At 72.6% G+C, this 26,651-nt stretch carries 22 protein-coding genes; 16 read left to right on the top strand and 6 right to left on the bottom strand.

The genetic code is table 11. The features are described 5' to 3' along the window. Positions 1–199: 199 nt before the first annotated feature. Complete coding sequence (groES, locus tag ACFCZF_RS00495) at positions 200–508, top strand: co-chaperone GroES (RefSeq protein ID WP_003974211.1); 309 nt, start codon at positions 200–202, stop codon at positions 506–508. Positions 509–626: 118 nt separating this feature from the next. Continuing rightward, positions 627–2,252, top strand: a complete 1,626-nt coding sequence (gene groL, locus ACFCZF_RS00490; RefSeq protein WP_376669786.1) for a chaperonin GroEL — start codon at positions 627–629, stop codon at positions 2,250–2,252. Positions 2,253–2,377: 125 nt separating this feature from the next. Here groL and ACFCZF_RS00485 read toward each other — a convergent pair whose 3' ends face one another. Beyond that, on the bottom strand, positions 2,378–2,725 hold the full coding sequence (locus ACFCZF_RS00485; protein WP_376669785.1) for an ATP-binding protein: 348 nt from the start codon (positions 2,723–2,725) through the stop codon (positions 2,378–2,380). A 98-nt stretch (positions 2,726–2,823) separates the two neighbouring features. Next, positions 2,824–4,068 carry a hypothetical protein gene (locus ACFCZF_RS00480; protein WP_376669784.1) on the bottom strand — a complete coding sequence of 415 codons (1,245 nt, stop codon included), beginning with the start codon at positions 4,066–4,068 and terminating at the stop codon, positions 2,824–2,826. A gap of 183 nt (positions 4,069–4,251) precedes the next feature. Here ACFCZF_RS00480 and ACFCZF_RS00475 point away from each other — a divergent pair, with 183 nt between their 5' ends. The 3 genes from ACFCZF_RS00475 to ACFCZF_RS00465 all read left to right on the top strand — a co-directional run bounded on the left by ACFCZF_RS00475 (position 4,252) and on the right by ACFCZF_RS00465 (position 4,847). Continuing rightward, positions 4,252–4,434: a hypothetical protein gene (locus ACFCZF_RS00475; protein ID WP_376669783.1), complete on the top strand. Its 183-nt coding sequence runs from the start codon at positions 4,252–4,254 to the stop codon at positions 4,432–4,434. Positions 4,435–4,515: 81 nt separating this feature from the next. Further along, the gene (locus ACFCZF_RS00470) at positions 4,516–4,644 is read left to right on the top strand and encodes a hypothetical protein (RefSeq protein ID WP_376669782.1); all 129 of its coding nucleotides are present in this window, start codon (positions 4,516–4,518) and stop codon (positions 4,642–4,644) included. Then, positions 4,641–4,847, top strand: coding sequence for a DUF397 domain-containing protein (locus ACFCZF_RS00465; RefSeq protein WP_376669781.1), 207 nt, complete (start codon positions 4,641–4,643; stop codon positions 4,845–4,847). Before ACFCZF_RS00470 ends, ACFCZF_RS00465 begins: the two co-directional genes overlap by 4 nt. Positions 4,848–4,917: 70 nt before the next feature. Here the strand turns inward: ACFCZF_RS00465 and ACFCZF_RS00460 are convergent, their stop codons facing one another. Both ACFCZF_RS00460 and ACFCZF_RS00455 read right to left on the bottom strand, forming a co-directional pair. Then, positions 4,918–5,691, bottom strand: a complete 774-nt coding sequence (locus tag ACFCZF_RS00460; protein ID WP_376669780.1) for an SDR family NAD(P)-dependent oxidoreductase — start codon at positions 5,689–5,691, stop codon at positions 4,918–4,920. A 41-nt stretch (positions 5,692–5,732) separates the two neighbouring features. Beyond that, on the bottom strand, positions 5,733–6,401 hold the full coding sequence (locus ACFCZF_RS00455; RefSeq protein ID WP_376669779.1) for an MOSC domain-containing protein: 669 nt from the start codon (positions 6,399–6,401) through the stop codon (positions 5,733–5,735). Between the two features lie 91 nt (positions 6,402–6,492). Here ACFCZF_RS00455 and ACFCZF_RS00450 point away from each other — a divergent pair, with 91 nt between their 5' ends. Further along, positions 6,493–7,413: a LysR family transcriptional regulator gene (locus ACFCZF_RS00450; RefSeq protein ID WP_376669778.1), complete on the top strand. Its 921-nt coding sequence runs from the start codon at positions 6,493–6,495 to the stop codon at positions 7,411–7,413. 60 nt (positions 7,414–7,473) lie between these two features. Here the strand turns inward: ACFCZF_RS00450 and ACFCZF_RS00445 are convergent, their stop codons facing one another. Then, positions 7,474–7,806 carry a WhiB family transcriptional regulator gene (locus ACFCZF_RS00445; RefSeq protein WP_121748736.1) on the bottom strand — a complete coding sequence of 111 codons (333 nt, stop codon included), beginning with the start codon at positions 7,804–7,806 and terminating at the stop codon, positions 7,474–7,476. A 390-nt stretch (positions 7,807–8,196) separates the two neighbouring features. Between ACFCZF_RS00445 and ACFCZF_RS00440 the strand changes: the two genes are divergently transcribed. The 4 genes from ACFCZF_RS00440 to ACFCZF_RS00425 all read left to right on the top strand — a co-directional run bounded on the left by ACFCZF_RS00440 (position 8,197) and on the right by ACFCZF_RS00425 (position 12,576). Then, positions 8,197–8,808 carry a response regulator transcription factor gene (locus ACFCZF_RS00440; protein ID WP_003948568.1) on the top strand — a complete coding sequence of 204 codons (612 nt, stop codon included), beginning with the start codon at positions 8,197–8,199 and terminating at the stop codon, positions 8,806–8,808. 281 nt (positions 8,809–9,089) lie between these two features. Next, on the top strand, positions 9,090–9,677 hold the full coding sequence (locus ACFCZF_RS00435; RefSeq protein WP_019329587.1) for a sigma-70 family RNA polymerase sigma factor: 588 nt from the start codon (positions 9,090–9,092) through the stop codon (positions 9,675–9,677). Between the two features lie 139 nt (positions 9,678–9,816). Then, positions 9,817–11,325, top strand: a complete 1,509-nt coding sequence (guaB, locus tag ACFCZF_RS00430; RefSeq protein ID WP_376669777.1) for an IMP dehydrogenase — start codon at positions 9,817–9,819, stop codon at positions 11,323–11,325. Positions 11,326–11,451: 126 nt separating this feature from the next. After that, positions 11,452–12,576 (top strand): GuaB3 family IMP dehydrogenase-related protein, encoded by a 1,125-nt coding sequence (locus tag ACFCZF_RS00425; RefSeq protein WP_375907158.1) that lies wholly within the window; start codon positions 11,452–11,454, stop codon positions 12,574–12,576. Between the two features lie 551 nt (positions 12,577–13,127). On the opposite strand, the gene ACFCZF_RS00420 is transcribed toward ACFCZF_RS00425, so the two are convergent. Beyond that, positions 13,128–14,336 (bottom strand): nucleotide sugar dehydrogenase, encoded by a 1,209-nt coding sequence (locus ACFCZF_RS00420; protein ID WP_375907161.1) that lies wholly within the window; start codon positions 14,334–14,336, stop codon positions 13,128–13,130. Between the two features lie 307 nt (positions 14,337–14,643). Here ACFCZF_RS00420 and ACFCZF_RS00415 point away from each other — a divergent pair, with 307 nt between their 5' ends. The 6 genes from ACFCZF_RS00415 (at position 14,644) to ACFCZF_RS00390 (ending at position 26,600) form a co-directional block, all read left to right on the top strand. Then, positions 14,644–16,350, top strand: a complete 1,707-nt coding sequence (locus ACFCZF_RS00415) for a glycerol-3-phosphate dehydrogenase/oxidase (RefSeq protein WP_375907164.1) — start codon at positions 14,644–14,646, stop codon at positions 16,348–16,350. Positions 16,351–16,510: 160 nt separating this feature from the next. Further along, positions 16,511–18,523, top strand: coding sequence for a protein kinase (locus tag ACFCZF_RS00410; protein WP_376669936.1), 2,013 nt, complete (start codon positions 16,511–16,513; stop codon positions 18,521–18,523). Positions 18,524–18,676: 153 nt separating this feature from the next. Then, complete coding sequence (locus ACFCZF_RS00405) at positions 18,677–21,814, top strand: protein kinase (protein ID WP_376669776.1); 3,138 nt, start codon at positions 18,677–18,679, stop codon at positions 21,812–21,814. 145 nt (positions 21,815–21,959) lie between these two features. Beyond that, positions 21,960–23,720 carry a serine/threonine-protein kinase gene (locus ACFCZF_RS00400; protein ID WP_376669935.1) on the top strand — a complete coding sequence of 587 codons (1,761 nt, stop codon included), beginning with the start codon at positions 21,960–21,962 and terminating at the stop codon, positions 23,718–23,720. Positions 23,721–23,836: 116 nt separating this feature from the next. Beyond that, positions 23,837–24,766 (top strand): serine/threonine-protein kinase, encoded by a 930-nt coding sequence (locus ACFCZF_RS00395; protein ID WP_376669775.1) that lies wholly within the window; start codon positions 23,837–23,839, stop codon positions 24,764–24,766. A 115-nt stretch (positions 24,767–24,881) separates the two neighbouring features. Then, positions 24,882–26,600: a protein kinase gene (locus ACFCZF_RS00390; RefSeq protein WP_376669774.1), complete on the top strand. Its 1,719-nt coding sequence runs from the start codon at positions 24,882–24,884 to the stop codon at positions 26,598–26,600. The last annotated feature ends 51 nt before the right edge of the window (positions 26,601–26,651 follow it).

The raw sequence follows: 26,651 nt of genomic DNA, 5'->3' as shown, positions 1-26,651 counted from the left end.
GAAATACCCCCGACGCGCCGCCGGCATTGGCACTCCGCTTGACCGAGTGCTAATCGCGGTCATAGTCTCGGCCCTGGCACTCCCCACTGGAGAGTGCCAACTACGCGACGGGCAGGTCCGGCACCCGCGACGACGGATCCACCTGGTCGCCACCTCAGACAGTTAACCCCGTGAGATCTCCGAAGGGGGAGGTCGGATCGTGACGACCACCAGCTCCAAGGTTGCCATCAAGCCGCTCGAGGACCGCATTGTGGTCCAGCCGCTCGACGCCGAGCAGACCACGGCTTCAGGCCTGGTCATTCCGGACACCGCCAAGGAGAAGCCCCAGGAGGGCGTCGTCCTGGCCGTTGGCCCGGGCCGCTTCGAGGACGGCAACCGTCTTCCGCTCGACGTCAGCGTCGGCGACGTCGTGCTCTACAGCAAGTACGGCGGCACCGAGGTGAAGTACAACGGCGAGGAGTACCTCGTCCTCTCGGCCCGCGACGTGCTCGCGATCGTCGAGAAGTAGTTCACCGAAGCACCTTGCTTTCCAGCTGCGCCCCTGGCTCCCGCGTCCATAAAAAGCCGGGTGTCGGGGGCGCAGTGCCGTATAACCCCAAGATTTCCGGAAGAGGGCTCACGCTCCCATGGCGAAGATCCTGAAGTTCGACGAGGACGCCCGTCGCGCCCTCGAGCGCGGCGTCAACAAGCTTGCCGACACGGTGAAGGTGACGATCGGCCCCAAGGGCCGCAACGTCGTCATCGACAAGAAGTTCGGCGCCCCGACCATCACCAACGACGGTGTCACGATCGCCCGCGAGGTCGAGATCGAGGACCCGTACGAGAACCTCGGCGCCCAGCTGGTGAAGGAGGTGGCGACCAAGACCAACGACATCGCGGGTGACGGCACCACCACCGCCACCGTGCTGGCCCAGGCGCTCGTCCGCGAGGGCCTGCGCAACGTCGCCGCCGGCGCCTCCCCGGCGCTCCTCAAGAAGGGCATCGACGCGGCCGTCGCCGCCGTGTCCGAGGAGCTCCTCGCCACCGCCCGCCCGATCGACGAGAAGTCCGACATCGCGGCCGTCGCCGGTCTGTCCGCCCAGGACCAGCAGGTCGGCGAGCTGATCGCCGAGGCGATGGACAAGGTCGGCAAGGACGGTGTCATCACCGTCGAGGAGTCCAACACCTTCGGTCTGGAGCTGGACTTCACCGAGGGCATGGCCTTCGACAAGGGCTACCTGTCGCCGTACTTCGTGACGGACCAGGAGCGCATGGAGGCCGTCCTCGAGGACCCGTACATCCTCATCAACCAGGGCAAGATCTCCTCCATCGCGGACATGCTGCCGCTGCTGGAGAAGGTCATCCAGGCGGGTGCCTCGAAGCCGCTGCTGATCATCGCCGAGGACCTGGAGGGCGAGGCGCTCTCCACCCTCGTCGTCAACAAGATCCGCGGCACGTTCAACGCGGTGGCCGTCAAGGCCCCCGGCTTCGGCGACCGCCGCAAGGCGATGCTGCAGGACATGGCCGTCCTCACCGGCGCCACGGTCATCTCCGAGGAGGTCGGCCTCAAGCTCGACCAGGTCGGCCTGGAGGTGCTCGGCACCGCCCGTCGCATCACCGTCACCAAGGACGACACCACGATCGTCGACGGTGCCGGCAAGCGTGACGAGGTCCAGGGCCGCATCGCGCAGATCAAGGCCGAGATCGAGAACACGGACTCCGACTGGGACCGCGAGAAGCTCCAGGAGCGCCTCGCGAAGCTGGCCGGCGGCGTGTGCGTGATCAAGGTCGGCGCCGCCACCGAGGTGGAGCTGAAGGAGCGCAAGCACCGTCTGGAGGACGCCATCTCCGCGACCCGCGCCGCGGTCGAGGAGGGCATCGTCTCCGGTGGTGGCTCCGCGCTGGTCCACGCCGTCAAGGTCCTCGAGGGCAACCTCGGCAAGACCGGCGACGAGGCCACCGGTGTCGCGGTCGTCCGCCGCGCCGCCGTCGAGCCGCTGCGCTGGATCGCCGAGAACGCCGGCCTGGAGGGCTACGTCATCACCTCCAAGGTCGCCGAGCTCGACAAGGGCCAGGGCTTCAACGCCGCCACCGGCGAGTACGGCGACCTGGTCAAGGCCGGCGTCATCGACCCGGTGAAGGTCACCCGCTCGGCCCTGGAGAACGCCGCCTCCATCGCCTCCCTCCTCCTGACGACCGAGACCCTGGTCGTCGAGAAGAAGGAAGAGGAAGAGCCGGCCGCCGCGGGCCACGGCCACGGGCACGCCCACTAGGCGCTGCGCTGAGCTGAACCCGGCCGACCGAGCCGGCGGTGCCCAGTACCCCTGCGGGGGTGCTGGGCACCGTGCGTTCGTCCGGCCTTGAAACCGCCGGCGTACACGTCCTCCTCGATGCCGACTCAGGGGACGTGGTGGCGGGAGCAGGACGCCACCACCGCCCACACGGTCTTCCCCGGCGCACTCGGCCGCTCGGCCACGCCCCACTCCTCGGCCGGCGCAGCCACCAGGGCCGGCCCGCGCCCGTCCTCCGCGAGCTGCCGCCCGTTCTCCGCGAGCCGCCGCCCGTCCGGCGCGAGTACCGGCCGACGCTCCCCGCGCACGTCACTCACCTCCACCAGGACGCGCCCCGCGCCATCGTGGGCCAGCCGCAGCTCGGCATCCCGCCCGGGCGCCCGCCCGTGGGTGATGGCGTTGGCCGCCAGCTCGCCCACGATCAGCTCCACGGCGTCATGGAAAGCGGTGGTCATGCCTCGAAGATCCCGCTTCGCCCGCCTGCCTGACCAGGTGTTTCGGCCTTACGGCCGCCATCTGTAGCGGTCGGTCCGCCGGCTGTCGGGGTGGTCGGTCACAGCAGCCCGCTCAGTGCCAGGACCCGTTCGCCGAGCCGCCCCCGCAGCCTGCCCCCGGAGGTGTCGGCCTCCGCGAGCCAGTCGGCGGCGACCAGCAGCTCGGCGTGCTCGGTGACGTCCTCGGGTCGCAGACAACAGAACGAGGCGACCGCGTCGAGACCGAGACCGTCGTCCTCGGCGCCTTCGACCCGCTCGCCGAGAAGCCCGTCGGGGCGGCTGTGGGCGGCCGTGTACACGGCGAGGAGCCGGGTGGCGGCGCCCGCCTTCTTCTTCCGCAGCTTCCGGTCGCCCACCACCCTCTGCGCCCACCCCGACAGCCGCGCCCGGGTGACCTTGCCGAAGGAGAACGGGCGGGGCTCGGCGGGCAGCAGCGAGGGGACGGTGACCTGGGTGGGTTCCTCGGGCCTTGAGTCCAGCGCGTCGGCGACGGTGACCGCCTCCGGCAGACGCAGCCAGCCGACGTCGACGAGTTCCTTGAGCACCCGCTCGGTATCGCCCTGCAACCAGCCGCTGAGATCCTGCCCGGTGACGTTCCCCGTGCCGGCGCGCGCGGCCCGGAGGGTGAGCATGAGCACCGCGAGCCGCGCCTCGGGCCCGGGGGACGGGGCGTGGGCCCGGACGTACTCCAACACACCACGGGCGTGAACGCCCTGGGCCCGGGCCAGCAACCGCTCGATGGCCGGCCCGTCCCCGTCCACCTCGATGCCGCGCCGGTTGGCGTTCATCTCGCGGGTGGTCCGCGCCGCCGCCTCCGCCCGCTCCGCCTCCTCGCGCAGGGACGCATCGCCGGTGACGTCGGCCCACAACGCGAAGGCACGGGCCTTGCGGTCGTGGAGTTCGGCGAGGACGGCGAGATCCGGTTCGGGGCGCCGCTGATACGCGCGGAACGCGTCCCCGAGTTCGGTCAGCTCCAGGCGCAGCACCTCGGGCTGGAGGTCGTCCGGCACGATCCGCTGCGCGATCTTCGCCCATCGCCCCGCACCCAGGTGCCCGGCGGGGACACCGCCGGGCCGGGGACGCGGGGTGGGCCGGGCGCGCGGGACGGGAGCAGCTCCGGCGCCGACCGCACCGGGACGACCCGAGGCGGGAGCCGCCGACGGCCACCCACCGCCGGGCGCGTCGGAGAACATCGCTGTCCCCCCGCCGCTCACCACCCCCCGGCCCGGCTTCCCCTTTTCCGTACGCCCGCTGTCGGCGCCGTCGACGAACAGTCCGCCCCGGTCACCCGTGCCCGCGCTCACCCGATGCCACCTCTCCCTTGTCGGCCTGTGACCTCCCGCCCGCTGCGGGCGCAACCACCTGACGCTATGTTTCCCGCCGCCTCCGCCGGGGCGGGACCGGAATGGACCACACGTTCGGGTGACGATCCCGTGCGTGCACAGAACTGGGCCATCCGAGTGACGTGAGCCCTTAAGACCCGTGCCGTGCAGGTGAATCCAGAACAGCACCACTTCGCCCACGCAGCCGTGCGCCACTACAAGGACGCCGTCTTCCTGACGGACGGAGCACGGCTGCCGAACGCGGACCACCACTTCGGAGTGGCGGTGGAATGCGCCCTCAAAAGCCTGCTGCTCCGCTTCACGGCCGTCACCATGGACCCCGAGTAGCCGGGCGGCAAGCGGTCGAACAGGCCCTGCGCAGGCCCTTGGGCGGACGGGACGTTTGGCGCGGTCAGGGAGGTGCAGGACGTGAGCGCCCTGTACTCGGAACCGAAGAAGGTCAGCCCGTTCGAAGCGACGTACGGCGTGCTGCGAGCCGAGGCGCTGACGCCCAGGGAGTCGCCGGCCTTCATCGAGAAAGTGCTGGGAGAGCTATGAAGACAGGCAGCCCCGCGCCTGCCGCAGGCGAACTGCGCTGGTTCAAGAGCAGCCACAGCGCGGGAAACGGAGGCGACTGCGTGGAGGTCGCGGACACCGGTACGGCGATGCTGGTCCGCGACTCCAAGCAGCCGGACGCGGCGCTCCTCGCCGTCCCCACTGCTCAATGGACGGCGTTCGTACGGATGGCCGCGCGCGGTTGATACGACGACGAGGGGCGGGCGGTGCGCACCGGCCGCCCTGAGGAGAACGGAAGGGGTGTGGCCGGCACTCCTACTGCGGCCCGTACTTCCGCCCCGTCCGGGAAGTGAGTCCGCCCAGCATCCCCCGCGGTACCAGCTTCGCCGCGCCCATCAGGGTCTTGTAGCGGGGGTCGGGGATGGAGAGGGTCTTGCCGCGGGAGAGGTCGGTCAGGGCCGCTGCGGCGACCTTGTCGGCGTCCAGCCACATCCAGCCCGGGATGTTGTCCGTGCCCATGCCGGCGCGCTCGTGGAACTCCGTGCGCACGAAGCCGGGGCACAGGGCCATCAGGCGTACGCCGCTGCCGGCCAGGTCCTTCGCCACGCCCTGGGTGAACTGCACGACCCACGCCTTGGACGCGCCGTAGGTGCCGCGCGGGACGAAGGCCGCTACCGAGGCCACGTTGACCACGCCGCCGCGGCCCCGGTCCCGCATCGTCTCCGTCGCCGCCGAGGTCAGCCGGAGCACCGCCTCGCAGTGCACCTTGAGCATCGTCAGCTCGTCGGCCATGGAGACGTCGAGGAAGCGGCCCTTGTTGCCGAAGCCGGCGTTGTTGATCAGCAGGTCGACGGGGCTCCTGCGCTCACCGAGCCGGGCGGCCACCGCCTCGATGCCGGCGTCCGTGGCCAGGTCGGCCGTCAGGACCTCCGCCTCGATTCCGTGCCGGTCGTGCAGTTCGGTCGCCTGTTCGCGCAGCCGCTTGGTGTCGCGGGCCACCAGCACCAGGTTGTGTCCGTCGGCCGCCAGCCGCCGCGCGAACGCGGCGCCGATGCCCGCCGTCGATCCGGTAATCAATGCCGTTGTCATGGCGCAAGGTTATGGGCCCGGACCGAGCAGGTCCGTTTGGCTCAGGCGCCGTGCGTCTCCACGTACTTCCGCGCGGCCGCCAGCGACTCGGGATGCAGCGCCTCGCCCGCCGCGAGCAGCCGGGGCAGCAAGTCGCGTTCCCTCGTCACCGCCCGGAACTGCAAGGCCACCGTCACCTCGTGGGCGGGCCGGTGCACGATCTCGACGGCGTCGCCCGCCCGTATCCCACCGGGTTCGATCACCCGTAGGTACGCTCCCGGCGCGCCCTTCTCCGTGAAGCGCCGCACCCACCGCTTCTCGTCCAGATGGCCCTGGAAGGTGCGGCACGGGATACGGCCGCTGGTGACCTCCAGCACCAGATCGGGACCGATCCGCCAGCGCTCGCCGATCAGGGCGCCGGAGACGTCCAGGCCCGTCGTCGTGAGGTTCTCGCCGAAGGAGCCGTTCGGCAGCGGCCGGTCCAGCTCGTGTTCCCAGTCGTCCATGTCCTCGCGCGCCATCGCGTACACGGCCTGGTCGGCGCCGCCGTGGTGCCGCATGTCGCACACCGTGTCCCCGGCCAGCCCGCTCGCCCCGGCCCCCTTCGGCCCGGGCGCCGCCACCCGTACGGCCCCGTCGGCCGGCCGCTTGTCGATGCCGGTGACGCCCTGGGGGTGGTCCGTGTACGGCACGGCCGTCGCGCGGCCCAGGTTGACAGACAGAAGCTTCATGGCGGAACGGTAGGACAAGCCGCGTCAAAGCGTCGACGCGTTATTCGGCGGCCAGTCAAAGAGTCGCTTATCGTCGCCTATCCTCGGGAGGGTGATCGAGGCTCGTCATCTCCGTGTCCTGCGCGCCGTGGCATCGACCGGTTCCTTCTCCGCCGCGGGGCGCGAGCTGGGCTGTACCCAGCCCGCCGTCAGTCAGCAGATGAAGGCCCTGGAGGCCTCCGTCGGCACACCCCTGCTCGTGCGCACCGGGCGCGAGATGCGGCTGACCCAGGCCGGTGAGGCGCTGGTGCGGCATGCCGCCGGGATCATCGCCGGACTGGCCGCGGCCGAGGAAGAGGTCGCCGCCATCGCCGGACTGCGCGCCGGACGGGTCCGCCTGGTCTCCTTTCCCAGCGGCAGCTCCACCCTCGTACCGACGGCCCTGGCCGCGCTGCGCGCCGCGCACCCCGGCACCCGGGTCTTCCTGGAGGAGGCCGAGCCGCCGAAATCCGTCGAGCTGCTGCGCGAGGGCGACTGCGACGTGGCGCTCGCCTTCCGCTACGAGGGCGCGGCCGGCGCGGAGGAGTGGGACGACCTCGTCGTACGGCCGCTGCTGACCGACCGCCTCGTGGCGCTGGTGCCCGAACGGCACCGGCTCGCGCGCACGGAACCCGGCGGGTCGGTGGCCATCGGGGAGCTGGCCCGGGACCCGTGGATCGCGGGCTGCCCGCGGTGCCGTGGACAGTTGGTCGAGGTGTGCGAAGGGGCCGGCTTCACGCCGCGCATCGACTTCGCGACCGACGACTACCCGGCGGTCGCCGGTCTGGTGGGGGCCGGCCTGGGTGTGGCCGTCCTGCCCCAGCTCGCCGTCGAGTCCGTACGACCCCGGGGGGTGCGCACGGTGGCGCTGGAGCCGGCGGTGCGGCGGGAGATCGTCGCGCTCACCCTGCCCGACCTGGCCCAGGTCCCGGCGGTGACGGCGACGCTGGACGAGCTGGCCCGGGCGGGGGCGCGCCTGTCGGCGACGCACTGAGGTACGGGCGCACCTGCGCGCCCGTGTTTCAGAGAAACGTTCCTTCAGTGATGTGCGGCTTCAGTGATGCGCGGCCGCCTCCCCGCCGGCCGATGCCGTCGCCGCCACCAGGCGGTTTCGGGCGCGTCCCATGAGCTCCTCGCGCTCGTCCTCGGTCAGCCCGCCCCACACGCCGTACGGCTCACGCACCGCCAGCGCGTGCGCCGCGCACTCGGCGCGGACCGGGCACCTCATGCAGACCTCCTTGGCCGAGTTCTCGCGAGCACTCCGCGCCGCACCGCGTTCCCCCTCCGGATGGAAGAAGAGCGAGCTGTCCACCCCGCGGCACGCGGCCAGGAGCTGCCAGTCCCACAGGTCCGCGTTCGGTCCGGGAAGGCGGGAGAAATCTGCCATTGCGTGACCCCTTGTAGCCGATATGGGTAGATGCCGGTGACGCAGCGTCCACGACCGTACAACTACGATCTAAGGAGATGAAAATATGACTCATTGCGAATCTAGCCGCAGACACCAGCGAAGTGGAAGAAAAGCGGCTAAATGGGGCACCGGTTGTGATGAAACGGGGCGGGTCCGTCGCGCATGTCTGCTGCGTGGCGGCCCCCTCACGTAGAGTGCCGAAGACGACACACAGCCCCGTAACTCTTTCGAGTGACCGTCGTTGAGAGTGCGGAGGCGGTTGAAGGAACAAGTGCTCGGGCGGGCGTCCGGGACGGTCGACCGCACAGGTGACGATTTCGTACCAGCCTGGAGGCTCAACGTGACGCGCATCAGCTGCGGAGGACGGCCATGACTTCCGTCCTCGTCTGCGACGACTCCCCGCTTGCCCGAGAGGCGCTCCGCCGCGCGGTCGCGACCGTGCCCGGCGTCGAGCGCGTGACGACGGCCGCCAACGGCGAGGAAGTCCTCCGCCGCTGGGGTGCCGACCGCTCGGACCTGATTCTGATGGACGTGCGCATGCCCGGCCTCGGCGGCGTCGAGACCGTCCGGCGGCTGCTCTCCGCCGACCCCGGCGCGCGCATCATCATGCTCACCGTCGCCGAGGACCTGGACGGCGTGGCCCTCGCCGTCGCCGCCGGTGCCCGCGGCTACCTGCACAAGGACGCCTCGCGCGCCGAACTGCGCGCCACGGTCACGCAGGCCCTCGCCGACCCGACCTGGCGGCTCGCCCCGCGTCGGCTGCGCTCGGCCGAGATGGGTGCCGCGCCGACGCTCACCGCGCGTGAGATCCAGGTCCTGGAGGGCATGAGTCACGGCCGCTCCAACGCGGAGATCGGCCGCGAGCTGTTCCTCTCCGAGGACACCGTCAAGACCCACGCCCGGCGGCTCTTCAAGAAGCTCGGCGCCTCGGACCGGGCGCACGCGGTGGCGCTCGGCTTCCGGTGGGGCCTGGTCCGCTAGGAGCACCCCGGTGCGATGGAGGCCGAAAGGGCCCGTCGGGGAGGCGGCGATCCCCGCTTATCGCGAGGTGGGCGGGGGTGACAAGGCGACCCGCCGGGTGCCCGCTGCTCGTTTCGGCGCGGATGACGCATCCTTGAGGTGTGGAGTTCCTCGGGGACGAGTCGGTCGAGCGGAAGGGGAGGGCGCAGGGGATGAGTTCCGGCGCACCTACTCATAACGCTTCGGTGCACAACAACGGGCGCGGAGCCACGGATCGGACGGCCGCAAGGCACCATGGACCGATGCGTGACGACGAGGCGGCCCCTGATCAAGGGACGGTCGGTGGGCTCGTCCATCGTGCCGTCGACGGGGACGAGCAGGCCACGCACGACCTGCTCGCCCATGTCCACCCCTTGGCGCTGCGCTACTGCCGCACGCGTCTGTCCCGCCTGCCCGGCGACGCCCGGCACTTCGTCGAGGACCTCGCTCAGGAGGTCTGCGTCGCGGTGCTGCTCGCGCTGCCCCGCTACAAGGACACCGGACGCCCCTTCGAGGCGTTCGTCTTCGCCATCGCCGCCCACAAGGTCGCCGACCTCCAGCGCGCGGCGATGCGGCACCCCGGCTCGACGGCCGTGCCGTCCGACGAGATGCCCGAGCGGCCGGACGACTCACTGGGCCCGGAGGAGCGCGCGCTGCTCAACAGCGACGCCGCCTGGGCCAAGAAACTGCTGGCCAACCTGCCCGAGAACCAGCGCGAGCTGCTCCTGCTGCGCATCGCGGTGGGGCTCACGGCGGAGGAGACCGGGCAGATGTTGGGAATGTCACCCGGTGCCGTGCGGGTCGCCCAGCACCGCGCGCTGAGCCGGCTGCGGGCCCTGGCGGAGCAGTAGCGCCGGGCGTGAACGGACGGTGACGGGTGTCCGTACGAAACTACGAAGGTCGCGGGCGTCCTTGATCGTGGAATGAGCCACGTCCACTTCCCGTTAGCATGGACATCCGCACCGATCAAGGCCATTTGGGGAAGGTGTCATGACTGCCAACGTCGACGGAGTGCCCGAGAAATTCGCGACGCTCGGGCTGACCTACGACGACGTGCTGCTGCTGCCGGGCTCGTCGGACATGGCACCCGACGAGATCGACACCGCCTCGTACGTCTCCAGGAACGTGCGGGTCAACATCCCGCTGCTGTCCGCCGCCATGGACAAGGTCACCGAGTCGCGCATGGCGATCGCGATGGCCCGCCAGGGCGGCGTCGGCGTCCTGCACCGCAACCTGTCCATCGAGGACCAGGCCAACCAGGTCGACCTGGTCAAGCGCTCCGAGTCGGGCATGGTGGCCAACCCCATCACCATCCACCCGGACGCCCTGCTCGCCGAGGCCGACTCGCTGTGCGCCAAGTTCCGCATCAGCGGCGTGCCGGTCACCGACGGCGGCGGCAAGCTGCTCGGCATCGTCACCAACCGTGACATGGCCTTCGAGACCGACCGCTCCCGGCAGGTGCGCGAGGTCATGACCCCGATGCCGCTGGTCACCGGCAAGGTCGGCATCTCCGGCGTGGACGCCATGGAGCTGCTGCGCCGCCACAAGATCGAGAAGCTGCCGCTGGTCGACGACAACGGCGTCCTCAAGGGCCTGATCACGGTCAAGGACTTCGTCAAGGCCGAGAAGTACCCGAACGCCGCCAAGGACGCCAAGGGCCGGCTGCTGGTCGGCGCCGCCGTCGGCGTCGCCGGTGACGCCTTCGAGCGCGCCCAGGCGCTGATCGAGGCGGGCGCCGACTTCATCGTCGTGGACACCGCGCACGGCCACTCCCGCCTGGTCGGCGACATGGTCGCCAAGATCAAGTCGAATGCGGCCGACGTCGACGTCATCGGCGGCAACATCGCCACCCGCGACGGCGCCAAGGCGCTCATCGACGCCGGTGTGGACGGCATCAAGGTCGGTGTCGGCCCCGGCTCCATCTGCACCACCCGCGTCGTCGCCGGCATCGGCGTCCCCCAGGTCACGGCCATCTACGAGGCGTCGCTCGCCGCCAAGGAGGCCGGCATCCCGGTCATCGGCGACGGCGGCCTCCAGTACTCCGGCGACATCGCCAAGGCCCTGGTCGCGGGCGCCGACACGGTGATGCTGGGCTCGCTCCTCGCGGGCTGCGAGGAGTCGCCGGGCGAGCTGATGTTCATCAACGGCAAGCAGTTCAAGTCGTACCGCGGCATGGGCTCGCTGGGCGCCATGCAGACCCGCGGCGACCGCAGGTCGTTCTCCAAGGACCGCTACTTCCAGGAGGGCGTCGCCTCCGACGAGCAGCTGGTCCCCGAGGGCATCGAGGGCCAGGTGCCCTACCGCGGCCCGCTCTCCTCGGTCGTCCACCAGCTGGTCGGCGGCCTGCGCCAGTCGATGTTCTACGTCGGCGGCCGGACCGTGCCCCAGCTCCAGGACAACGGCCGGTTCGTGCGGATCACCTCCGCCGGGCTCAAGGAGAGCCACCCGCACGACATCCAGATGACGGTCGAGGCACCGAACTACAGCCGCAGCAAGTAGGCAGCAGCCTTCCAGGGCGGCCCCGGGACCATCCGGGGCCGCCCTCGGCGTGCCCGTCGGGGAGACCCGCCGCGCCGGTCGGGGATACTGGAAGGCGCTGCAACGCATCAGGGAAAGGCCACAGACGTGACTGAGATCGAGATCGGGCGCGGCAAGCGCGGCCGCCGGGCGTACGCCTTCGACGACATCGCCGTCGTCCCCAGCCGCCGTACGCGGGACCCGAAGGAGGTCTCGATCGCCTGGCAGATCGACGCCTACCGCTTCGAGCTGCCGTTCCTGGCCGCTCCCATGGACTCGGTCGTCTCCCCGGCCACCGCCATCCGGATCGGCGAGCTGGGCGGCCTCGGCGTCCTGAACCTGGAAGGGCTCTGGACGCGGCACGAGGACCCCCAGCCGCTGCTCGACGAGATCGCCGGGCTGGACACCGACAACGCGACCCGCCGCCTCCAGGAGATCTACGCGGCTCCCATCAAGGAGGAGCTGATCGGACAGCGCATCAAGGAGGTGCGCGACTCGGGCGTGGTCACGGCCGCCGCGCTCTCCCCGCAGCGCACCGCCCAGTTCTCCAAGGCGGTCGTGGACGCGGGCGTCGACATCTTCGTCATCCGCGGCACCACGGTCTCGGCGGAGCACGTCTCCGGTTCGCACGAGCCGCTGAACCTGAAGCAGTTCATCTACGAGCTGGACGTCCCGGTGATCGTCGGCGGCTGCGCCACCTACACCGCCGCCCTGCACCTGATGCGCACCGGCGCGGCGGGTGTCCTCGTCGGCTTCGGCGGCGGCGCCGCCCACACCACGCGCAACGTGCTCGGCATCCAGGTGCCCATGGCGACGGCGGTCGCGGACGTGGCGGCGGCCCGCCGCGACTACATGGACGAGTCCGGCGGCCGGTACGTGCACGTCATCGCCGACGGCGGGGTCGGCTGGTCCGGCGACCTGCCCAAGGCGATCGCCTGCGGCGCCGACTCGGTGATGATGGGCTCGCCGCTGGCCCGCGCCACCGACGCGCCGGGCAAGGGCAACCACTGGGGCATGGAGGCCGTCAACGAGGAGCTGCCCCGCGGCAAGAAGGTCGACCTCGGCACGGTCGGCACCATCGAGGAGATCCTCACCGGCCCGTCCCGCAACCCCGACGGCTCGATGAACTTCTTCGGCGCGCTGCGCCGGGCGATGTCGACGACCGGGTACAGCGAGCTGAAGGAGTTCCAGCGCGTCGAGGTGACGGTGGCGGACTCGCAGCACCGGCGGTAGCAGCCGCTCCACGGCTCTGAGGAGGCCGGTCGCCCTTGACGGGGCGACCGGCCTCTTTCGCGTGTTCAGGGGCGTGCGCGGGGGCGTTGGCGCGGTGCGGGGGCGCACGGTGGCCTTCGGGGCGAATACGCGGGGGAGGGCCGTGCGGGGCCGGTAACGTCCGTGTCCGGCGACCCAGTTCTCTGGGGCGCCCCCTTCCAAGGAATCGGTTCCGGACCCGGGCTCTCGGGGCCCGGCCCGAAATCCAGACGGACCGCCTACCGGGCTGACGGCGGCATCGTGGAAGGGGGCGCGCCATGGGCCGTCACCGCAAGCCCACCCGCTGGGACCGGATCCGTCTGCGGATGGTGAAGTTCCGGAGGAGGTGGATTTTGCGGATCTACGGGAAGTGAGCGGCCACCCCTAAGAGAAATAGGGGTGGACACTCCGTTCACTTCTCAGGAGCCTGCCGCAGCACCCCTGCGGTGGGCTCCACCCGCGTCCTACGGTACCCACGAAGCGGCCCGTCCACCACCAACCCCGTGGCGCGGTCACCCCCGCGCGCCCCCTCCTCACAACCGGTGCGCCGCCCCCGTGGGCGTGGCCCCTCGCGTGTCCAGGAGCAGCTGGGCCTTCACGGACAGGCCCTGGAGGTCGTACGTGCGGTGCTGCTGGAGGAGGATCGTCAGGTCGGCGTCGGCGGCGGCCTCGTAGAGGGAGTCGGCGCGGGGGACGGGGCGGTCGGCGACGTTCCAGGACGGGATGTGCGGGTCGTGGTAGCTGACGGCGGCGCCCATCGACATCAGGCGCGTCGCGATCTCCTCGGCCGGGGTGGCCTGCTGGTCGGCGAGGTCGGCCTTGTAGGTGACGCCGAGGAGGAGGACGCGGGCGGCGCGCGCGGACTTGCCGTGCTCGTTGAGGAGGGCGGCGGCGCGCTGGACGACGTAGCGCGGCATCTGGGAGTTGACCTGCTGGGCCAGCTCCACCATGCGCAGGCTGTGCGGGGCCTGGCCGGTCAGGTCCTGGGGGACGGAGTGGCCGCCGACGCCGGGTCCCGGGCGGAAGGCCTGGAAGCCGAACGGTTTGCTCTCCGCGCAGCGCAGGACGTCCCACAGGTCGACGCCGAGGTCGTCGCAGAGCACGGCCATCTCGTTGACCAGGGCGATGTTGACGTGCCGGAAGTTGGTCTCCAGGAGCTGGACCGTCTCGGCCTCGCGGGTGCCGCGCGCGCGGACCACCTTGTCGGTGAGCCGGCCGTAGAAGGTGGCGGCCGACTCGGTGCAGGCGGGGGTGAGGCCGCCGATGACCTTCGGTGTGGTGGCCGGGGTGAAGTCGCGGTTGCCGGGGTCGACGCGGCTGGGGGAGTAGGCGAGGTGGAAGTCGCGGCCGGCGCGCAGGCCGGAGCCCTGCTCCAGGATCGGGCGCAGGAAATCCTCCGTCGTCCCGGGCCGCACGGGCGACTCCAGGATGACCGTGGTGTGCGGGCGCATGTGGGCGGCGAGGGTGCGGGCGGCCGCCTCCACCTGGCTGAGGTCCAGGCCGCCGTCCGCGCCGGGCGGCGTCGGGGCGCAGATGACGGCGGTGCGGACGCGGCCCAGCTCGGCCGGTCCGGCGGGGGTGCGGAAGCCCGTCGCGAGCATCCGGCGCACCTCGGCGGGGGTGAGCGGGTCGGCCTCGGGGCCGGTGCGGTAGCCGAGGGTGGGGATGCCCGCGGCGACGGCGGCCTGGGCCAGGGGCAGGCCGTACGGGCCGAGTCCGATGACGGCGAGATCTGCGGGCATGGCGTGGGCCGTCCTTCCCAGTAGCCGAAGCGGGACAGGTGCGCAAGCCCGGTGGACAGGATGGGCGAGCACAACGTCAGACTAGGAGTAAATATGACCGATTTGTGGGATTGGTCGGCCGAGTTTCGGTGGTGTCGACACCGCCCGGGGTGATGCGCCGGGATTCACGGGAAGAGTTGTCCACAGGCTGGGGGCGTGCGGCGGCCGATGTCGGGCAGGCCGGTCAGAATCTGGGCATGGTGGGTACCAGGAACCGGGCTTCGCCCCCGACGGGTGCGGCCGACGCGACCGACAGCGGGAGGCAGCAGTGAGGACAGCGACCCTGGGGCCGGCGCAGCGCGCCGAGTCGCTCGCGGCCATGGCCGAGCGCGAGCTTGACGTACTGGTGGTGGGCGCGGGCGTGGTCGGTGCGGGCACCGCGCTCGACGCCGTGACACGTGGCCTGTCCACCGGCCTGGTCGAGGCCCGGGACTGGGCGTCGGGCACCTCCAGCAGGTCCAGCAAGCTGATCCACGGGGGCCTGCGCTATCTGGAGATGCTCGACTTCGCCCTCGTACGGGAGGCGCTGAAGGAACGCGGGCTGCTGCTGGAGCGGCTCGCACCGCATCTCGTGAAGCCGGTGCCGTTCCTCTACCCCTTGCAGCACAAGGGGTGGGAGCGGCTGTACGCCGGGTCGGGCGTCGCGCTCTACGACGCCATGTCGATGGCCCGCGGACACGGCAGGGGGCTGCCGATGCACCGGCACCTGAGCCGCGGTCACGCCCTGCGGGTGGCGCCCGCCTTGAAGAAGGACGCGCTGGTCGGCGCGCTGCAGTACTACGACGCCCAGATGGACGACGCCCGGTTCGTGACGACGCTGGTGCGCACGGCGGCGGCGTACGGCGCCCCGGTCGCCAACCGCGCACGAGTCACCTCCTTCCTGCGCGAGGGCGAGCGCGTGGTCGGCGCGCGCGTGCAGGACGTCGAGGCGGGCGGGGAGTACGAGATCCACGCCAAGCAGGTCGTGAACGCGACCGGCGTGTGGACCGACGACACCCAGTCGATGGTGGGCGAGCGCGGCCAGTTCCACGTGCGCGCCTCCAAGGGCATCCACCTGGTCGTGCCGAAGGACCGCATCCACTCCAGCACCGGTCTGATCCTGCGCACCGAGAAGTCCGTGCTGTTCGTCATCCCCTGGGGCCGGCACTGGATCATCGGCACCACGGACACCGGCTGGGACCTGGACAAGGCGCACCCGGCCGCGTCCAGCGCGGACATCGACTACCTGTTGGAGCACGTCAACTCCGTGCTGTCCGTGCCGCTCACCCGCGACGACGTCGAGGGCGTGTACGCCGGTCTGCGCCCGCTGCTGGCCGGCGAGTCGGACGCCACCAGCAAGCTGTCGCGCGAGCACACCGTCGCGCACCCGGTGCCCGGTCTCGTCGTCGTGGCGGGCGGCAAGTACACGACGTACCGGGTGATGGCCAAGGATGCCGTGGACGAGGCGGTGCACGGGCTCGACCTGCGGGTCGCGGACTGCGTCACCGAGGACACGCCGCTGCTCGGCGCCGAGGGCTACCGGGCGCTGTGGAACGCGCGGAAGCGGGTCGCCGCACGCACCGGCCTGCACGTCGTACGCGTGGAGCACCTGCTGAACCGGTACGGCGCCATGGCGGAGGAGGTCCTTGAGCTCATCGCCGCCGACCCCTCCCTCGGCGAACCGCTGCACGCCGCCGACGACTACCTGCGCGCCGAGGTCGTCTACGCCGCCTCCCACGAGGGCGCTCGCCACCTGGACGACGTACTGACCCGGCGCACCCGCATCTCCATCGAGACCTTCGACCGGGGCACGCGCAGCGCCCGCGAGGCCGCCGAACTGATGGCGCCGGTGCTCGGCTGGGACAAGGACCAGGTCGAACGCGAGGTCCAGCACTACGAGAAGCGGGTCGAGGCCGAGCGGGAGTCGCAGCGCCAGCCGGACGACCTGACGGCGGACGCGGCCCGGCTGGGAGCGCCGGACATCGTGCCGCGATAGGGCAGGTGGCAGGGGCTGCCGGGGCGGGTGTGACGCAGGGTCACCCCGCCATGCTCCCTGCCCGCTCGCCCGGTTGGCCCCAGGGGCACCCTGGGCGTCGAGCACTTGTCGGGTGAGGGACAATGAAGGCTCTGTCAGGGCGGGTTGCATGAGGGGACGCATGTCGGAGGCGGAGCGGGCGGGGACATCCCGTACGGACAAGAGCGCACGTCTCCTCGCCGGGCGGTACCGGCTGGGAGACGTGCTCGGCCGCGGCGGCATGGGGACGGTGTGGCGGGCCGAGGACGAGACCCTGGGACGCACGGTCGCCGTCAAGGAGCTGCGGTTCCCGGGGAACATCGACGAGGAGGAGAAGCGGCGCCTGATCACGCGCACGCTGCGCGAGGCCAAGGCCATCGCGCGGATCCGCAACAACAGCGCCGTGACGGTCTACGACGTGGTCGAGGAGGACGACCGGCCGTGGATCGTGATGGAACTCGTCGAGGGCAAGTCGCTCGCCGAGGCGATCCGTGAGGACGGCCTGCTGGAGCCGAAGCGCGCGGCGGAGGTCGGCCTCGCCGTCCTCGACGTCCTGCGCTCCGCGCACCGCGAGGGCATCCTGCACCGCGACGTGAAGCCGTCCAACGTACTGATCGCCGAGGACGGCCGGGTCGTGCTCACCGACTTCGGCATCGCCCAGGTGGAGGGCGACCCGTCCATCACCTCCACCGGCATGCTCGTCGGCGCCCCCTCCTACATCTCCCCGGAGCGGGCCCGCGGCCACAAGCCGGGGCCGGCCGCCGACCTGTGGTCGCTCGGCGGACTGCTGTACGCGGCGGTGGAGGGCGCCCCGCCCTACGACAAGGGCTCCGCGATCGCGACGCTGACCGCGGTGATGACGGAGAACCTGGAGGAGCCGAAGAACGCCGGCCCGCTGCGGGACGTCATCTACGGACTGCTCAACAAGGACCCCGCCCAGCGCCTCGACGACGCGGGCGCCCGCGCACTGCTCAACAAGGTCATCCACGCCCCGGACAAGGCGGCCGAGACCGAACCGGCCGACGCCACCAAGGTGGTGCCGCTGCCGGCGCAGCCGGACGAGCGGACCCGCCGGGGCGGTTCGGCGGGCGCCGGGGGCAAGCGGGGCGAGGAGGCCGGGGAGCGGTTGCGCGGGGCGCTGCGCTCCGTGCGCAAGGCCGCCGTGGGGGCCGGTGCGGCCGGTGCCGCGGCTGCCTCCCGCACCAAGCCGGGCGGGGCCGACCGGGCCGCCTCGGGCGCCGCGGGGGCCTCCGCCGCCTCGGGTGCGGGTGCCGGGGCCGGGGCCGGTGCCGGAGTGGGCTCGGGCCACGGCGGGGCGAACGCGCCCGCCGGAACCCGGAGTTCCGGCTGGCCCGTCGTACCGCCGCCGGACCTGCCGCCCCGGTCCGTGCCCCGGGCGCCGCTCACCGACGTCGTGCCGCGCAGGACGCTGGTGATCATCGCGGTGATCGTGGCGCTCGCCGTGCTCGGCACCGTGCTCGCCCTCACGCTCGGCGGCGGGGACGAGAACGGCGCCAAGGGCGGCAGCGGCGACAAGACCGTCCCCTCCGCCGGCACGACCGGCGACACCAAGCAGGACGAGGAGAGCGGGACCGGCACCGACGGCTCCGCCTCGGACCCGGCGACGGACGGGGCCTCGGGCGGCGCCCCGGACTCCGGAGCGAGCGAGTCCGGCGACGCCGGAACCGGGTCGGACGACGCCGGGAAGTCGGACGACGACGAGGGCGCGGCCGCCACCCACCAGGGCAAGCAGGGCTACGGCATCGGACTGCCCGAGGGCTGGAAGTACCAGTCCACGGGCTCCGCGGGGGACCGTTTCACCGGACCGAACGGGCAGAAGCTGCTCGTCGCCTGGACGTCCACGCCCAAGGGCGACCCGGTCGCCGACTGGAAGAACCAGGAGCGGTACATGCAGCGCTCCCAGTACAAGAAGATCCGCATAGAGAAGGTGGGCTACCGGGGCTGGAACGCGGCCGACTGGGAGTTCACCTACACGGACGACGGCACCAAGTACCGGACCGTGGACCGGGGGTTCGTCGTCAACGACCACCAGGGCTACGCGCTCATGTACACCGCCAAGGCCGCCGACTGGGACAGTGACCTGCGCCGGGACACCTGGCGGACCCTGACGAAGACCTTCGAACCCAAGTCCTGAGCCGGCGGCGTCCGGGTTTGAGCGGTCGGATATCTGGCATCCCCTCTTTGCGGGTTGCCTCCGGCACGTATCGTGAGTGCTTGCGGACCGTACGCAGCCGGAACGGCCCGCCGGACGAACGGAATTGACCGACGGGCTGCCGGGGGTGTCGACGTGGACGACTACGCGGGACGGGTACTCGCCGACCGCTACCGCCTGCCCCTGCCGCCGTCCGACGAGTACGAACTCACCGAGACCCGGGCCTTCGACACCTACAGCGGTCAGGAAGTGCTGGTCCGGCAGGTGCCGTTGCCGGAGGTCGTCGAGGCGGAGGTGCTCGACGCGGACGGCCTGCCCGACGGCTTCACGGCCCGGGACGGCGCCGGGCGGCCCCCCGGCAGGCGGTCGTCGGCCGCGCACGGCGGACAGCGGCGGCCCGCCGACCCGGTGGTACGCCGTGCCGTCGAGGCGGCGCAGGCCGCGGCCGCCGTCCCCGACCATCCGCGCCTGGACCAGGTCTTCGACGTGTTCGCCGAGGGCGGTTCGCTGTGGGTCGTCAGCGAGCTGGTGGCCGCCAGGCCGCTGGCCGCTCTGCTCGCCGAGCAGCCGCTGACGCCGTACCGGGCGGCCGAGGTGGCCTCCGACATCCTCCTGGCGCTGCGGGTGCTGCACACCTACGGCTGGGTGCACCGCAACATCACCGCGCGCACGGTGCTCGTCTGCGACGACGGGCGCGTGATGCTGACCGGCCTGGCGGTCGGCGCGGCGGAGGAGGCGCTGTGCGGATACGACCCGGTGCCCGCCCCCGAGAACGAGGAAGGCCCCGGTTCCCCGGTCGCCCCTGACGGGACCTTCGGCCGGGGTGGCGGCGCGGAGACCGCCGCCCTCGGGCCTTGGGGGGCCGAGGGCGGGGCTGGGCTTCCCGGTCGCGGTGGCGCGGGGGGTATGGCCGCCGGTTCCGGTGGTGTTGGTTCAGGGCTCCCTGGCCCCGGTGGTGTCGGTTCCGGGCTCCCCGGTTCCGGTGGTGTCGGTCTCGGGCGCTCCGGTCCCGGTGGCGCCGGGATCACGGCCGCCGGTCGCGGTGGTGTCGGTTCCGGGCGCCCTGGTCCCGGTGGTGTCGGGGTTACGGCGGCCGGTCCCGGTGGTGCCGAGGTTACGGCCGCCGGTCGCGGTGGTGCTGGCTCCGGGCTCCCCGGTCCCGGTGGTGCCGGCTCCGGATTCCCCGGCCCCGGTGGTGCCGGGTTCGGCGCCGGAGACGCCGGGGTCGTGCAGACCGGGATGCTGGGGCCCGGCGATGCCGATCCCGAGGCCGCACGGCGGGCCGCCATCGAGGCGCGGACGGCCGGCGGGCTGCCGGTGGCCGGGGCTCAGGGGCCGGGCGGGGCCTCCGCCGGGCTCGCCCCCACGCCGCTCGACAGCGGCGGGGACGCCCGCGCCGCACGCGCCGGAGCGATCGCCGCGTACCGCGCCGGTGCCCGGGCCGCGGCCCGCGTCCAGGAGGCACAGAACGGCCGCGCAGCCCTGCCCGGCGCCCGCCCCGCCCCCGACGACGACACCGGCAGGGCCCCCGGCACCCCCGGCACCGGACCCGTCGGGGCGCGGCCTTCCTACGCGGCCGGCCCCGAGCAGGCGCCGCACGCCCTCGGTCCCGACATGGAGCCCGGTCTTCCGTACTCCGCCGGTCCGGGCGCCCCCTCCGCGGCCGGCCCCGAGCAGGCGCCGCACGCCCTCGGCCCCGGCACGGAGTCCGGCCCTCCGTACTCCGCCGGCCCGGGCAGCCCCTCCGCGGCCGCGCGTTCCGCCTACTCCGCGGGCCCCGGCGCCTCGCCCGGCGCCGCCCCGCCCGGGCAGATCGCCGACCCCTACGGCGTACGCACGACCTCATGGCACGGCGCCACGCCCCGCCCCACCGGCGATCCGGCCCCCGCCGCGTACCCCGTTTCCGCTGCCGGACGGGCCCTGCCCGCCGCCGCCCCCCACCAGGAGGCCACCACCGCGCCTGCCGGGCACTGGGACGACCTGGTCGCCCGCACCCCCGCGCCGCGCGGTCCCGCCACCGCGCTCGCCGCCGAGCGGGCACGGCAGACGCGGATGGCCGTGGTCGGGCCGGTGACCGAGCGCTGGGCGCCGGAACAGGCCGGGCCGGTGCACGAGAACTGGCAGCTGGCCGCGCCCATCGGCCCCGCCACCGACCTGTGGGCGCTGGGCGCGCTGCTCTACCGTGCCGTCCAGGGGCATGCGCCCTACCCGGAGGAGTCGACCGCCGAACTGGTGCAGATCGTGTGCGCGGAGCCCCCGGCCTTCGCCGAGGAGTGCGGGCCGCTGCGACCGGTCGTGGAGTCGCTGCTGCGTCAGGACCCCACCGACCGCATCGACTTCGAGGAACTGCGCGGCTGGCTGCGTTCACTGGTGCGGTCGGCACCCGAGCCGGAGGCCGGCCTGCACGTCGTCTCGGCCCCGCCCGCCGAGACCGGCCGGCTGCCCATCGTGCGCCGCCGCGGCGAGCTGGTGCGCAGGCGGCGTGCCGGACTGCCCGCGCACCACGGCCGGCACAAGCGTGGCAAGCAGGAGACGGCCCGTTCCCCGCGCAGCCTCGGCCGGACGCTGCTCCTGCTGATACTGCTCGCCCTGGCCGGAGCGGTCGCCTACGCCATGTTCCTCATGCCGAAGAGCGACACGAACGGCAACGGGGCCACCGACCGGACGGGCGCCGTCGGCGAGGCGAGCCAGGCGCCGCCCGAACGGTCCCCGGACGCCGGCGGCGAACCCCGGCCGGAGCAGACGACGCCGAAGGACGACCCCAGTGCCTCGGAGACGGGCACCGGCTCCACCGAGACGCAGACCAACGACCCCGACGTCGCCGACGGGTTCACCCTCCGCAAGGACCCCGAGGGCTTCCACGTCGCCGTAGCCGAGGGCTGGAACCGCACGCCCCGCAACGGCAGCGGCCAGGTCGTCTACGCGAAGGGCGACTTCGAGCTCGTCGTCGTACCGGGCCGGGACCGCGCGGCCGAGTTCGGCGACGACCCGATGGCCTACCAGCGCGACAGCGAGCCCGAGTTGGCGCCGTACCGCGCCTCCAGCTGGGCCACCTCCAGCGGGCTGAAGACCATCGAGGTCGGCGGACGGACCATGGCGGAGGGGCAGTTCACCTGGACCGGCGCCGGTGGCGGTGAGCTGTTCGTGCGCAACGTCGCGATCCTGATCGACGGGCGCTACCACGTGGTGCAGGTCCGTGGCCCGGAGGCGGAACGGGACGAGGTGAGCCGACTGTTCGAACAGGCGTCGGCGACCTACCAGTACACCCGCTGACGGCAGTTCGGCCCGATGGTTGCGTCCTGTCACGGAAAGCGACAACCGTCACAGAGCGGATTCCATGTCACCCCGCCCGTTCCCCGGACGGGGGCCGGTCCCTAGTCTGACCCTGACAAGACCATTGCGGGGCAACGTGAATCAGATGCAGGGCCGGCTCGTCGCGGGCCGATACCGGCTCGGGGACGCCATCGGCAGCGGCGGCATGGGCCGGGTGTGGCGCGCACACGACGAGGTGCTGCACCGGACCGTCGCCATCAAGGAGTTGACCGCCGCGCTCTACGTCTCCGAGAGCGACCAGGCGATACTGCTGGCGCGCACCCGGGGCGAGGCGCGCGCGGCGGCACGGATCAACCACTCGGCCGTCGTCACCGTCCACGACGTACTCGAACACGACGGCCGCCCCTGGATCGTGATGGAGCTGGTCGAGGGCCGCTCGCTGGCCGACGCGGTCAAGGACGAGGAGCGGGTCGAGCCGCGGGAGGCGGCCCGTGTCGGCCTGTGGGTGCTGCGCGCCCTGCGCGCCGCGCACACCGCCGGTGTCCTGCACCGCGACGTCAAGCCCGGCAACGTACTGCTCGGCGACGACGGCCGGGTGCTGCTCACCGACTTCGGCATCGCGCAGATCGAGGGCGACTCCACCATCACGCGGACCGGAGAGGTCGTCGGCTCCGTCGACTACCTGGCGCCGGAGCGCGTCCGCGGCCACGATCCCGGCCCCGCCTCCGACCTGTGGGCGCTCGGCGCGACGCTGTACACGGCGGTGGAGGGCAGGTCGCCGTTCCGCCGCACCTCACCGCTCACCACCATGCAGGCGGTCGTCGAGGAGGAGGCCACCGAGCCCCGGTACGCCGGTCCGCTCGCGCCCGTCATCAGCGCCCTGCTGCGCAAGGACCCGGCCTCGCGGCCCGACGTGACCGAGACGGAACACATGCTCGCGGAGGCCGCGGAGGGACGGCGGCCGAACGCGGCCCAGGCGTATGTGCCGACGCGGTACTCGGGCCCGCGGGGGCAGAGCGACACGGCCCACCAAGGGACGCCGGGGCAGGGTCCGGTGGCGACGGGCGGGACGGCCGCCTCGCCGTACCAGCCGATGACCGGTCCGACGGCGGTCGGTCCGTCCGCGGTCGGACCCACGGCGGTCGGCCACGCGGCGATGGGCCACGCGGCGGCGGGTCCCGGGCCGGTGGGCCCCACGGCGGCGGGGTACGCGCCGACCGGACCCACGGGCGTCGCTCCCGTACGGTCCCGGCGCCGCCGCCTGCGCACACTCGCCCTGGTCGTCGCCGTCGCCGCCCTCATCGGCGCGGGCACCGCCGTGGTGCTGCAACAACGGGGCGGAGGCGGCTCGACGGCCGGGCCGGACCCCACCCACTCGCCGTCCCCTGCCCCCTCCGCCTCCGCCACGACCGGCAAGGGTCCCGGCGGGTCCGTCCCGGCCGGCTGGGTGCGCCGGGACGACCCGGTGGGTTTCAGCCTCTACCTGCCCGAGAACTGGCAGCGGAAGGTGTACGACGACCAGGGCGAGCTCCGGCAGATCGACTACACCCCCGACGGAGGCGAGCACTTCATCCGCATCGCCGTCGACACCGCCCCCGACTACAACGACCCGTACGCCCATCAGCGCGACCTGGAGGTCCAGCTCCAGCGGCTGGTCGACTACCGGCGCGTCACCCTGGAGCGGACCACCTACCGCGACCACAAGAGCGCCCGGTGGGAGTACACCTGGACCGCGCTGGCCAAGGACACCCCCTTCCCCGGTCCGCGCCGCGCGGTCGAGGAGACGTACATGTCCCGTGACGGCGTCGAGTACGTCATCTACATGTCGGCGCCGGCCGAGGACTGGGAGACGACGCGGCAGCAGTTCCGGACGGTGCTGCAGAGCTGGCAGGAGAAGACCGCCTGACCCGTGCCGGGTGATGGCCGGAAGCCGTCGCAACGACGCCCGCACATCCGTCGGTTGTCGGCCACCCGGGTTACGGCGGTCCGGAGCCGGTCCGTCCGGTGGGGCATGATGGGCGCATGGTGACCGAGGGGGCGGGCGGGCGTGTCATCGCGGGCCGTTACCGGCTCCATGAACGCCTCGGCCGCGGTGGCATGGGCATCGTGTGGCGGGCGACCGACCAACTGCTCGTCCGCGAAGTGGCCGTGAAGGCGCTTCCCCTCGGCGAGACCCTCTCCGCCGCCGAGGCCCGGCGGCGCCGTGAGCGCACCCTGCGCGAGGCCCGCGCGGTCGCACAGCTGAGGCACCCGCACGTCATCGTCGTGCACGACGTCGTCGAGGACGACGAACGTGCGTACATGGTCATGGAGCTGGTCGACGGCGGCTCGCTCGCCGACCGCGTCCTCGCCCACGGCCCGGTCGACGCCACCGAGGCCGCCCGGATCGGCGTCGCCCTGCTCGACGCCCTGCGTACCGCGCACGCGGCCGGGATCCTGCACCGGGACGTGAAGCCGTCCAACGTGCTGGTGGCCGAGGACGGCCGGGTCGTCCTCACCGACTTCGGCGTGGCCCAGGTCGCGGGCGCCACCACGCTCACCGAGACCGGCTCCTTCGTCGGCTCCCCCGAGTACACCGCCCCCGAGCGGATGTCCGGCGCCGGGACCGGACCGGAGTCCGACCTGTGGTCGCTGGGCGTGCTGCTGTGCGCGGTCCTCAGCGGCACCTCGCCCTTCCACCGCGACTCGCTGGGCGGCGTCCTGCACGCCGTGGTCACCGAGGAGATCCGTCCGCCCGTTCAGGCCGGGCCCATCCTTCCGGTCGTACAGGGCCTGCTCGAACGCGACCCGGAACGGCGGCTGGACGCGTTGGAGGCCGAGCGGATGCTGCGCGCCTTCCTGGCCACGGGCCGGACTCCCGCGCCGCCCCGGACCGGTGAGCCCCGGCGCGTGCCGCGGGGCGTGCTCAGGGCGGTGGTGCTCGCGGTACGCCGACGGGTTCGACGTCCGTGACGCCGTCTTCGCAACGCACCTAAACAGGAGATAAGCGGCAGCGTGCGTCACGGGTCTGTGACCGGGGAGCACGGTTGGTGGATCCGGGCGTGCCGGGCACGGTATGGATGGACCCATGAGCAGCAACGGGGGACCCCGCAACGGGTCGGACGAGCCGACGAGTTTTGGCCTGCGACCACCGAATCCGCCCGTCGCCGTGCCGCATCCCGGCAACCCGTACGCGGCACCCACCCAGGTCGTGCCGCCCCGGTCGCCGGCGCCGCGGCCCGGGCAGGCGGCGCCGCGGCCCGGGCACGCGGAGTCGTCCGCGCAGGACGCGGGTGCCGGGCGGCTCATCGCCGGCCGCTACCGGCTGATCGCCAAGCTCGGGCACGGCGGCATGGGCACGGTGTGGCGGGCGAAGGACGAGACCGTGGACCGCGAGGTGGCCGTCAAGGAGCCCCGCGTACCCGACCACCTTCCCGAACGCGAACGGGACAACGCCTTCGAACGGATGCGCCGCGAGGCGCGCGCCGCGGCCCGGCTCGACCACCCGGCGGTGGTCAACGTGCACGACGTGGCGGTGGTGGACGACCAGCCGTGGATCGTGATGGAGCTGGTGCGGGGCCGTTCGCTGGGCGACGCGTTGCAGGAGGGCACGCTGGGCGCGCGGGAGGCGGCCCGCATCGGCCTGGAGGTGCTCGGCGCGCTGGAGGCCGCGCACGCGGCCGGCATCCTGCACCGGGACGTGAAGCCGGACAACGTACTGCTCGGCCGGCACGACCGGGTCGTCCTCACCGACTTCGGCATCGCCCAGATCGAGGGCGAGACCGATCTGACCGACACCGGCGGCTTCGTCGGCTCGCCCGAGTACATCGCCCCGGAGCGGGTGCTGGGCCAGCGCCCCGGCCCGGCGAGCGATCTGTGGTCGCTGGGCGTGGTGCTGTACACGGCGACGGAGGGCGTCTCGCCGTTCCGGCGCGGCAACACGCCCGCCACGCTCCAGTCCGTGCTCAACGCCGCGCCCGCGCCGCCCGCCTCCGCGCAGGGGCCGCTGGCCGAGGTGATCACCGGCCTGCTGGACAAGGACCCGGCGCGCCGTCCGGACGCCGCCCGGGTCCGCGCCCTGCTGGACGCGGCTGCCAATCCGCCCGCGCCACCGCCCACCCAGGTGGTCCGGCTCGGCGCCACGGACGGGCCCGGCGACGGCTCCGGGACCGGCTCCCGGTGGAGCGTCAGGCTGGGCCGCAACGCCTGGATCACCCTCGGCGCGGCGGTCGTCGCGGCGGCGGTGGCGTCGTACCTGGTGATCGCGGACCCCTTCGCGGGGCCCCTGCCGGAGGGCTGGAAGCAGCAGCGGCTCGACGACAAGGTCGGCGTGAGCGTCGGCGTACCGACCGATTTCGTGAAGCAGAAGCATGCGGACGACTGGGACGGCACCAACGAGACGTTCGCCGACCCGAGCGGTGCGGTCACCGTCGTGGTGGACCGCGACATCAAGGCCGACGACAAGGACGACGAGCTCCCGGACACCGCGATCGCCAACGCGTGGGCGGACTGGGACGTGCTCAAGGACGGTGAGTACTCCTGGAACTTCGCCGACAAGCCCGCTCCCGAAGGTGAACCGGTCGCGACCGAGTACAAGGACGGCAAGGCCGCCGAGAACACCATCGCCTACACGACCTCGGACACGCAGAACCCCCGCGAGCGGGAGTTCCACATCGTCTACTACCGGGCCGGGAACGGCGACATGTACAAGGTGTCGATCGACTACCCCCGCAAGGGCTACTTCGCCGACGAGGGACGGGAGATCGCCCGGACGGTGGTCGCCAACTGGGACGTCGCAACGCCCTGATCAGCGGGTTCGTTGCCAGCGATCACTGGCGTCATGTGAGCACTCGGTGAA

Origin of the sequence: Streptomyces sp. NPDC056296, assembly GCF_042268605.1 — a bacterium.
Taxonomy (GTDB): Bacteria; Actinomycetota; Actinomycetes; order Streptomycetales; family Streptomycetaceae; genus Streptomyces.
This window is presented reverse-complemented; position numbering and strand designations above follow the sequence as displayed.

What these genes read in the sequence shown, in the direction of transcription:
- ACFCZF_RS00420 (WP_375907161.1), bottom strand. Translation starts at nt 14,336, where the DNA reads ATGCCCGCAGATCTCGCCGTCATCGGACTCGGCCCGTACGGCCTGCCC.
- ACFCZF_RS00390 (WP_376669774.1), top strand. Translation starts at nt 24,882, where the DNA reads ATGAGCAGCAACGGGGGACCCCGCAACGGGTCGGACGAGCCGACGAGT.
- ACFCZF_RS00400 (WP_376669935.1), top strand. Translation starts at nt 21,960, where the DNA reads ATGCAGGGCCGGCTCGTCGCGGGCCGATACCGGCTCGGGGACGCCATC.
- ACFCZF_RS00395 (WP_376669775.1), top strand. Translation starts at nt 23,837, where the DNA reads ATGGTGACCGAGGGGGCGGGCGGGCGTGTCATCGCGGGCCGTTACCGG.
- guaB (WP_376669777.1), top strand. Translation starts at nt 9,817, where the DNA reads ATGACTGCCAACGTCGACGGAGTGCCCGAGAAATTCGCGACGCTCGGG.
- ACFCZF_RS00460 (WP_376669780.1), bottom strand. Translation starts at nt 5,691, where the DNA reads ATGACAACGGCATTGATTACCGGATCGACGGCGGGCATCGGCGCCGCG.
- ACFCZF_RS00455 (WP_376669779.1), bottom strand. Translation starts at nt 6,401, where the DNA reads ATGAAGCTTCTGTCTGTCAACCTGGGCCGCGCGACGGCCGTGCCGTAC.
- ACFCZF_RS00445 (WP_121748736.1), bottom strand. Translation starts at nt 7,806, where the DNA reads ATGGCAGATTTCTCCCGCCTTCCCGGACCGAACGCGGACCTGTGGGAC.
- groL (WP_376669786.1), top strand. Translation starts at nt 627, where the DNA reads ATGGCGAAGATCCTGAAGTTCGACGAGGACGCCCGTCGCGCCCTCGAG.
- ACFCZF_RS00435 (WP_019329587.1), top strand. Translation starts at nt 9,090, where the DNA reads ATGCGTGACGACGAGGCGGCCCCTGATCAAGGGACGGTCGGTGGGCTC.
- ACFCZF_RS00440 (WP_003948568.1), top strand. Translation starts at nt 8,197, where the DNA reads ATGACTTCCGTCCTCGTCTGCGACGACTCCCCGCTTGCCCGAGAGGCG.
- ACFCZF_RS00485 (WP_376669785.1), bottom strand. Translation starts at nt 2,725, where the DNA reads ATGACCACCGCTTTCCATGACGCCGTGGAGCTGATCGTGGGCGAGCTG.
- ACFCZF_RS00465 (WP_376669781.1), top strand. Translation starts at nt 4,641, where the DNA reads ATGAAGACAGGCAGCCCCGCGCCTGCCGCAGGCGAACTGCGCTGGTTC.
- ACFCZF_RS00410 (WP_376669936.1), top strand. Translation starts at nt 16,511, where the DNA reads ATGTCGGAGGCGGAGCGGGCGGGGACATCCCGTACGGACAAGAGCGCA.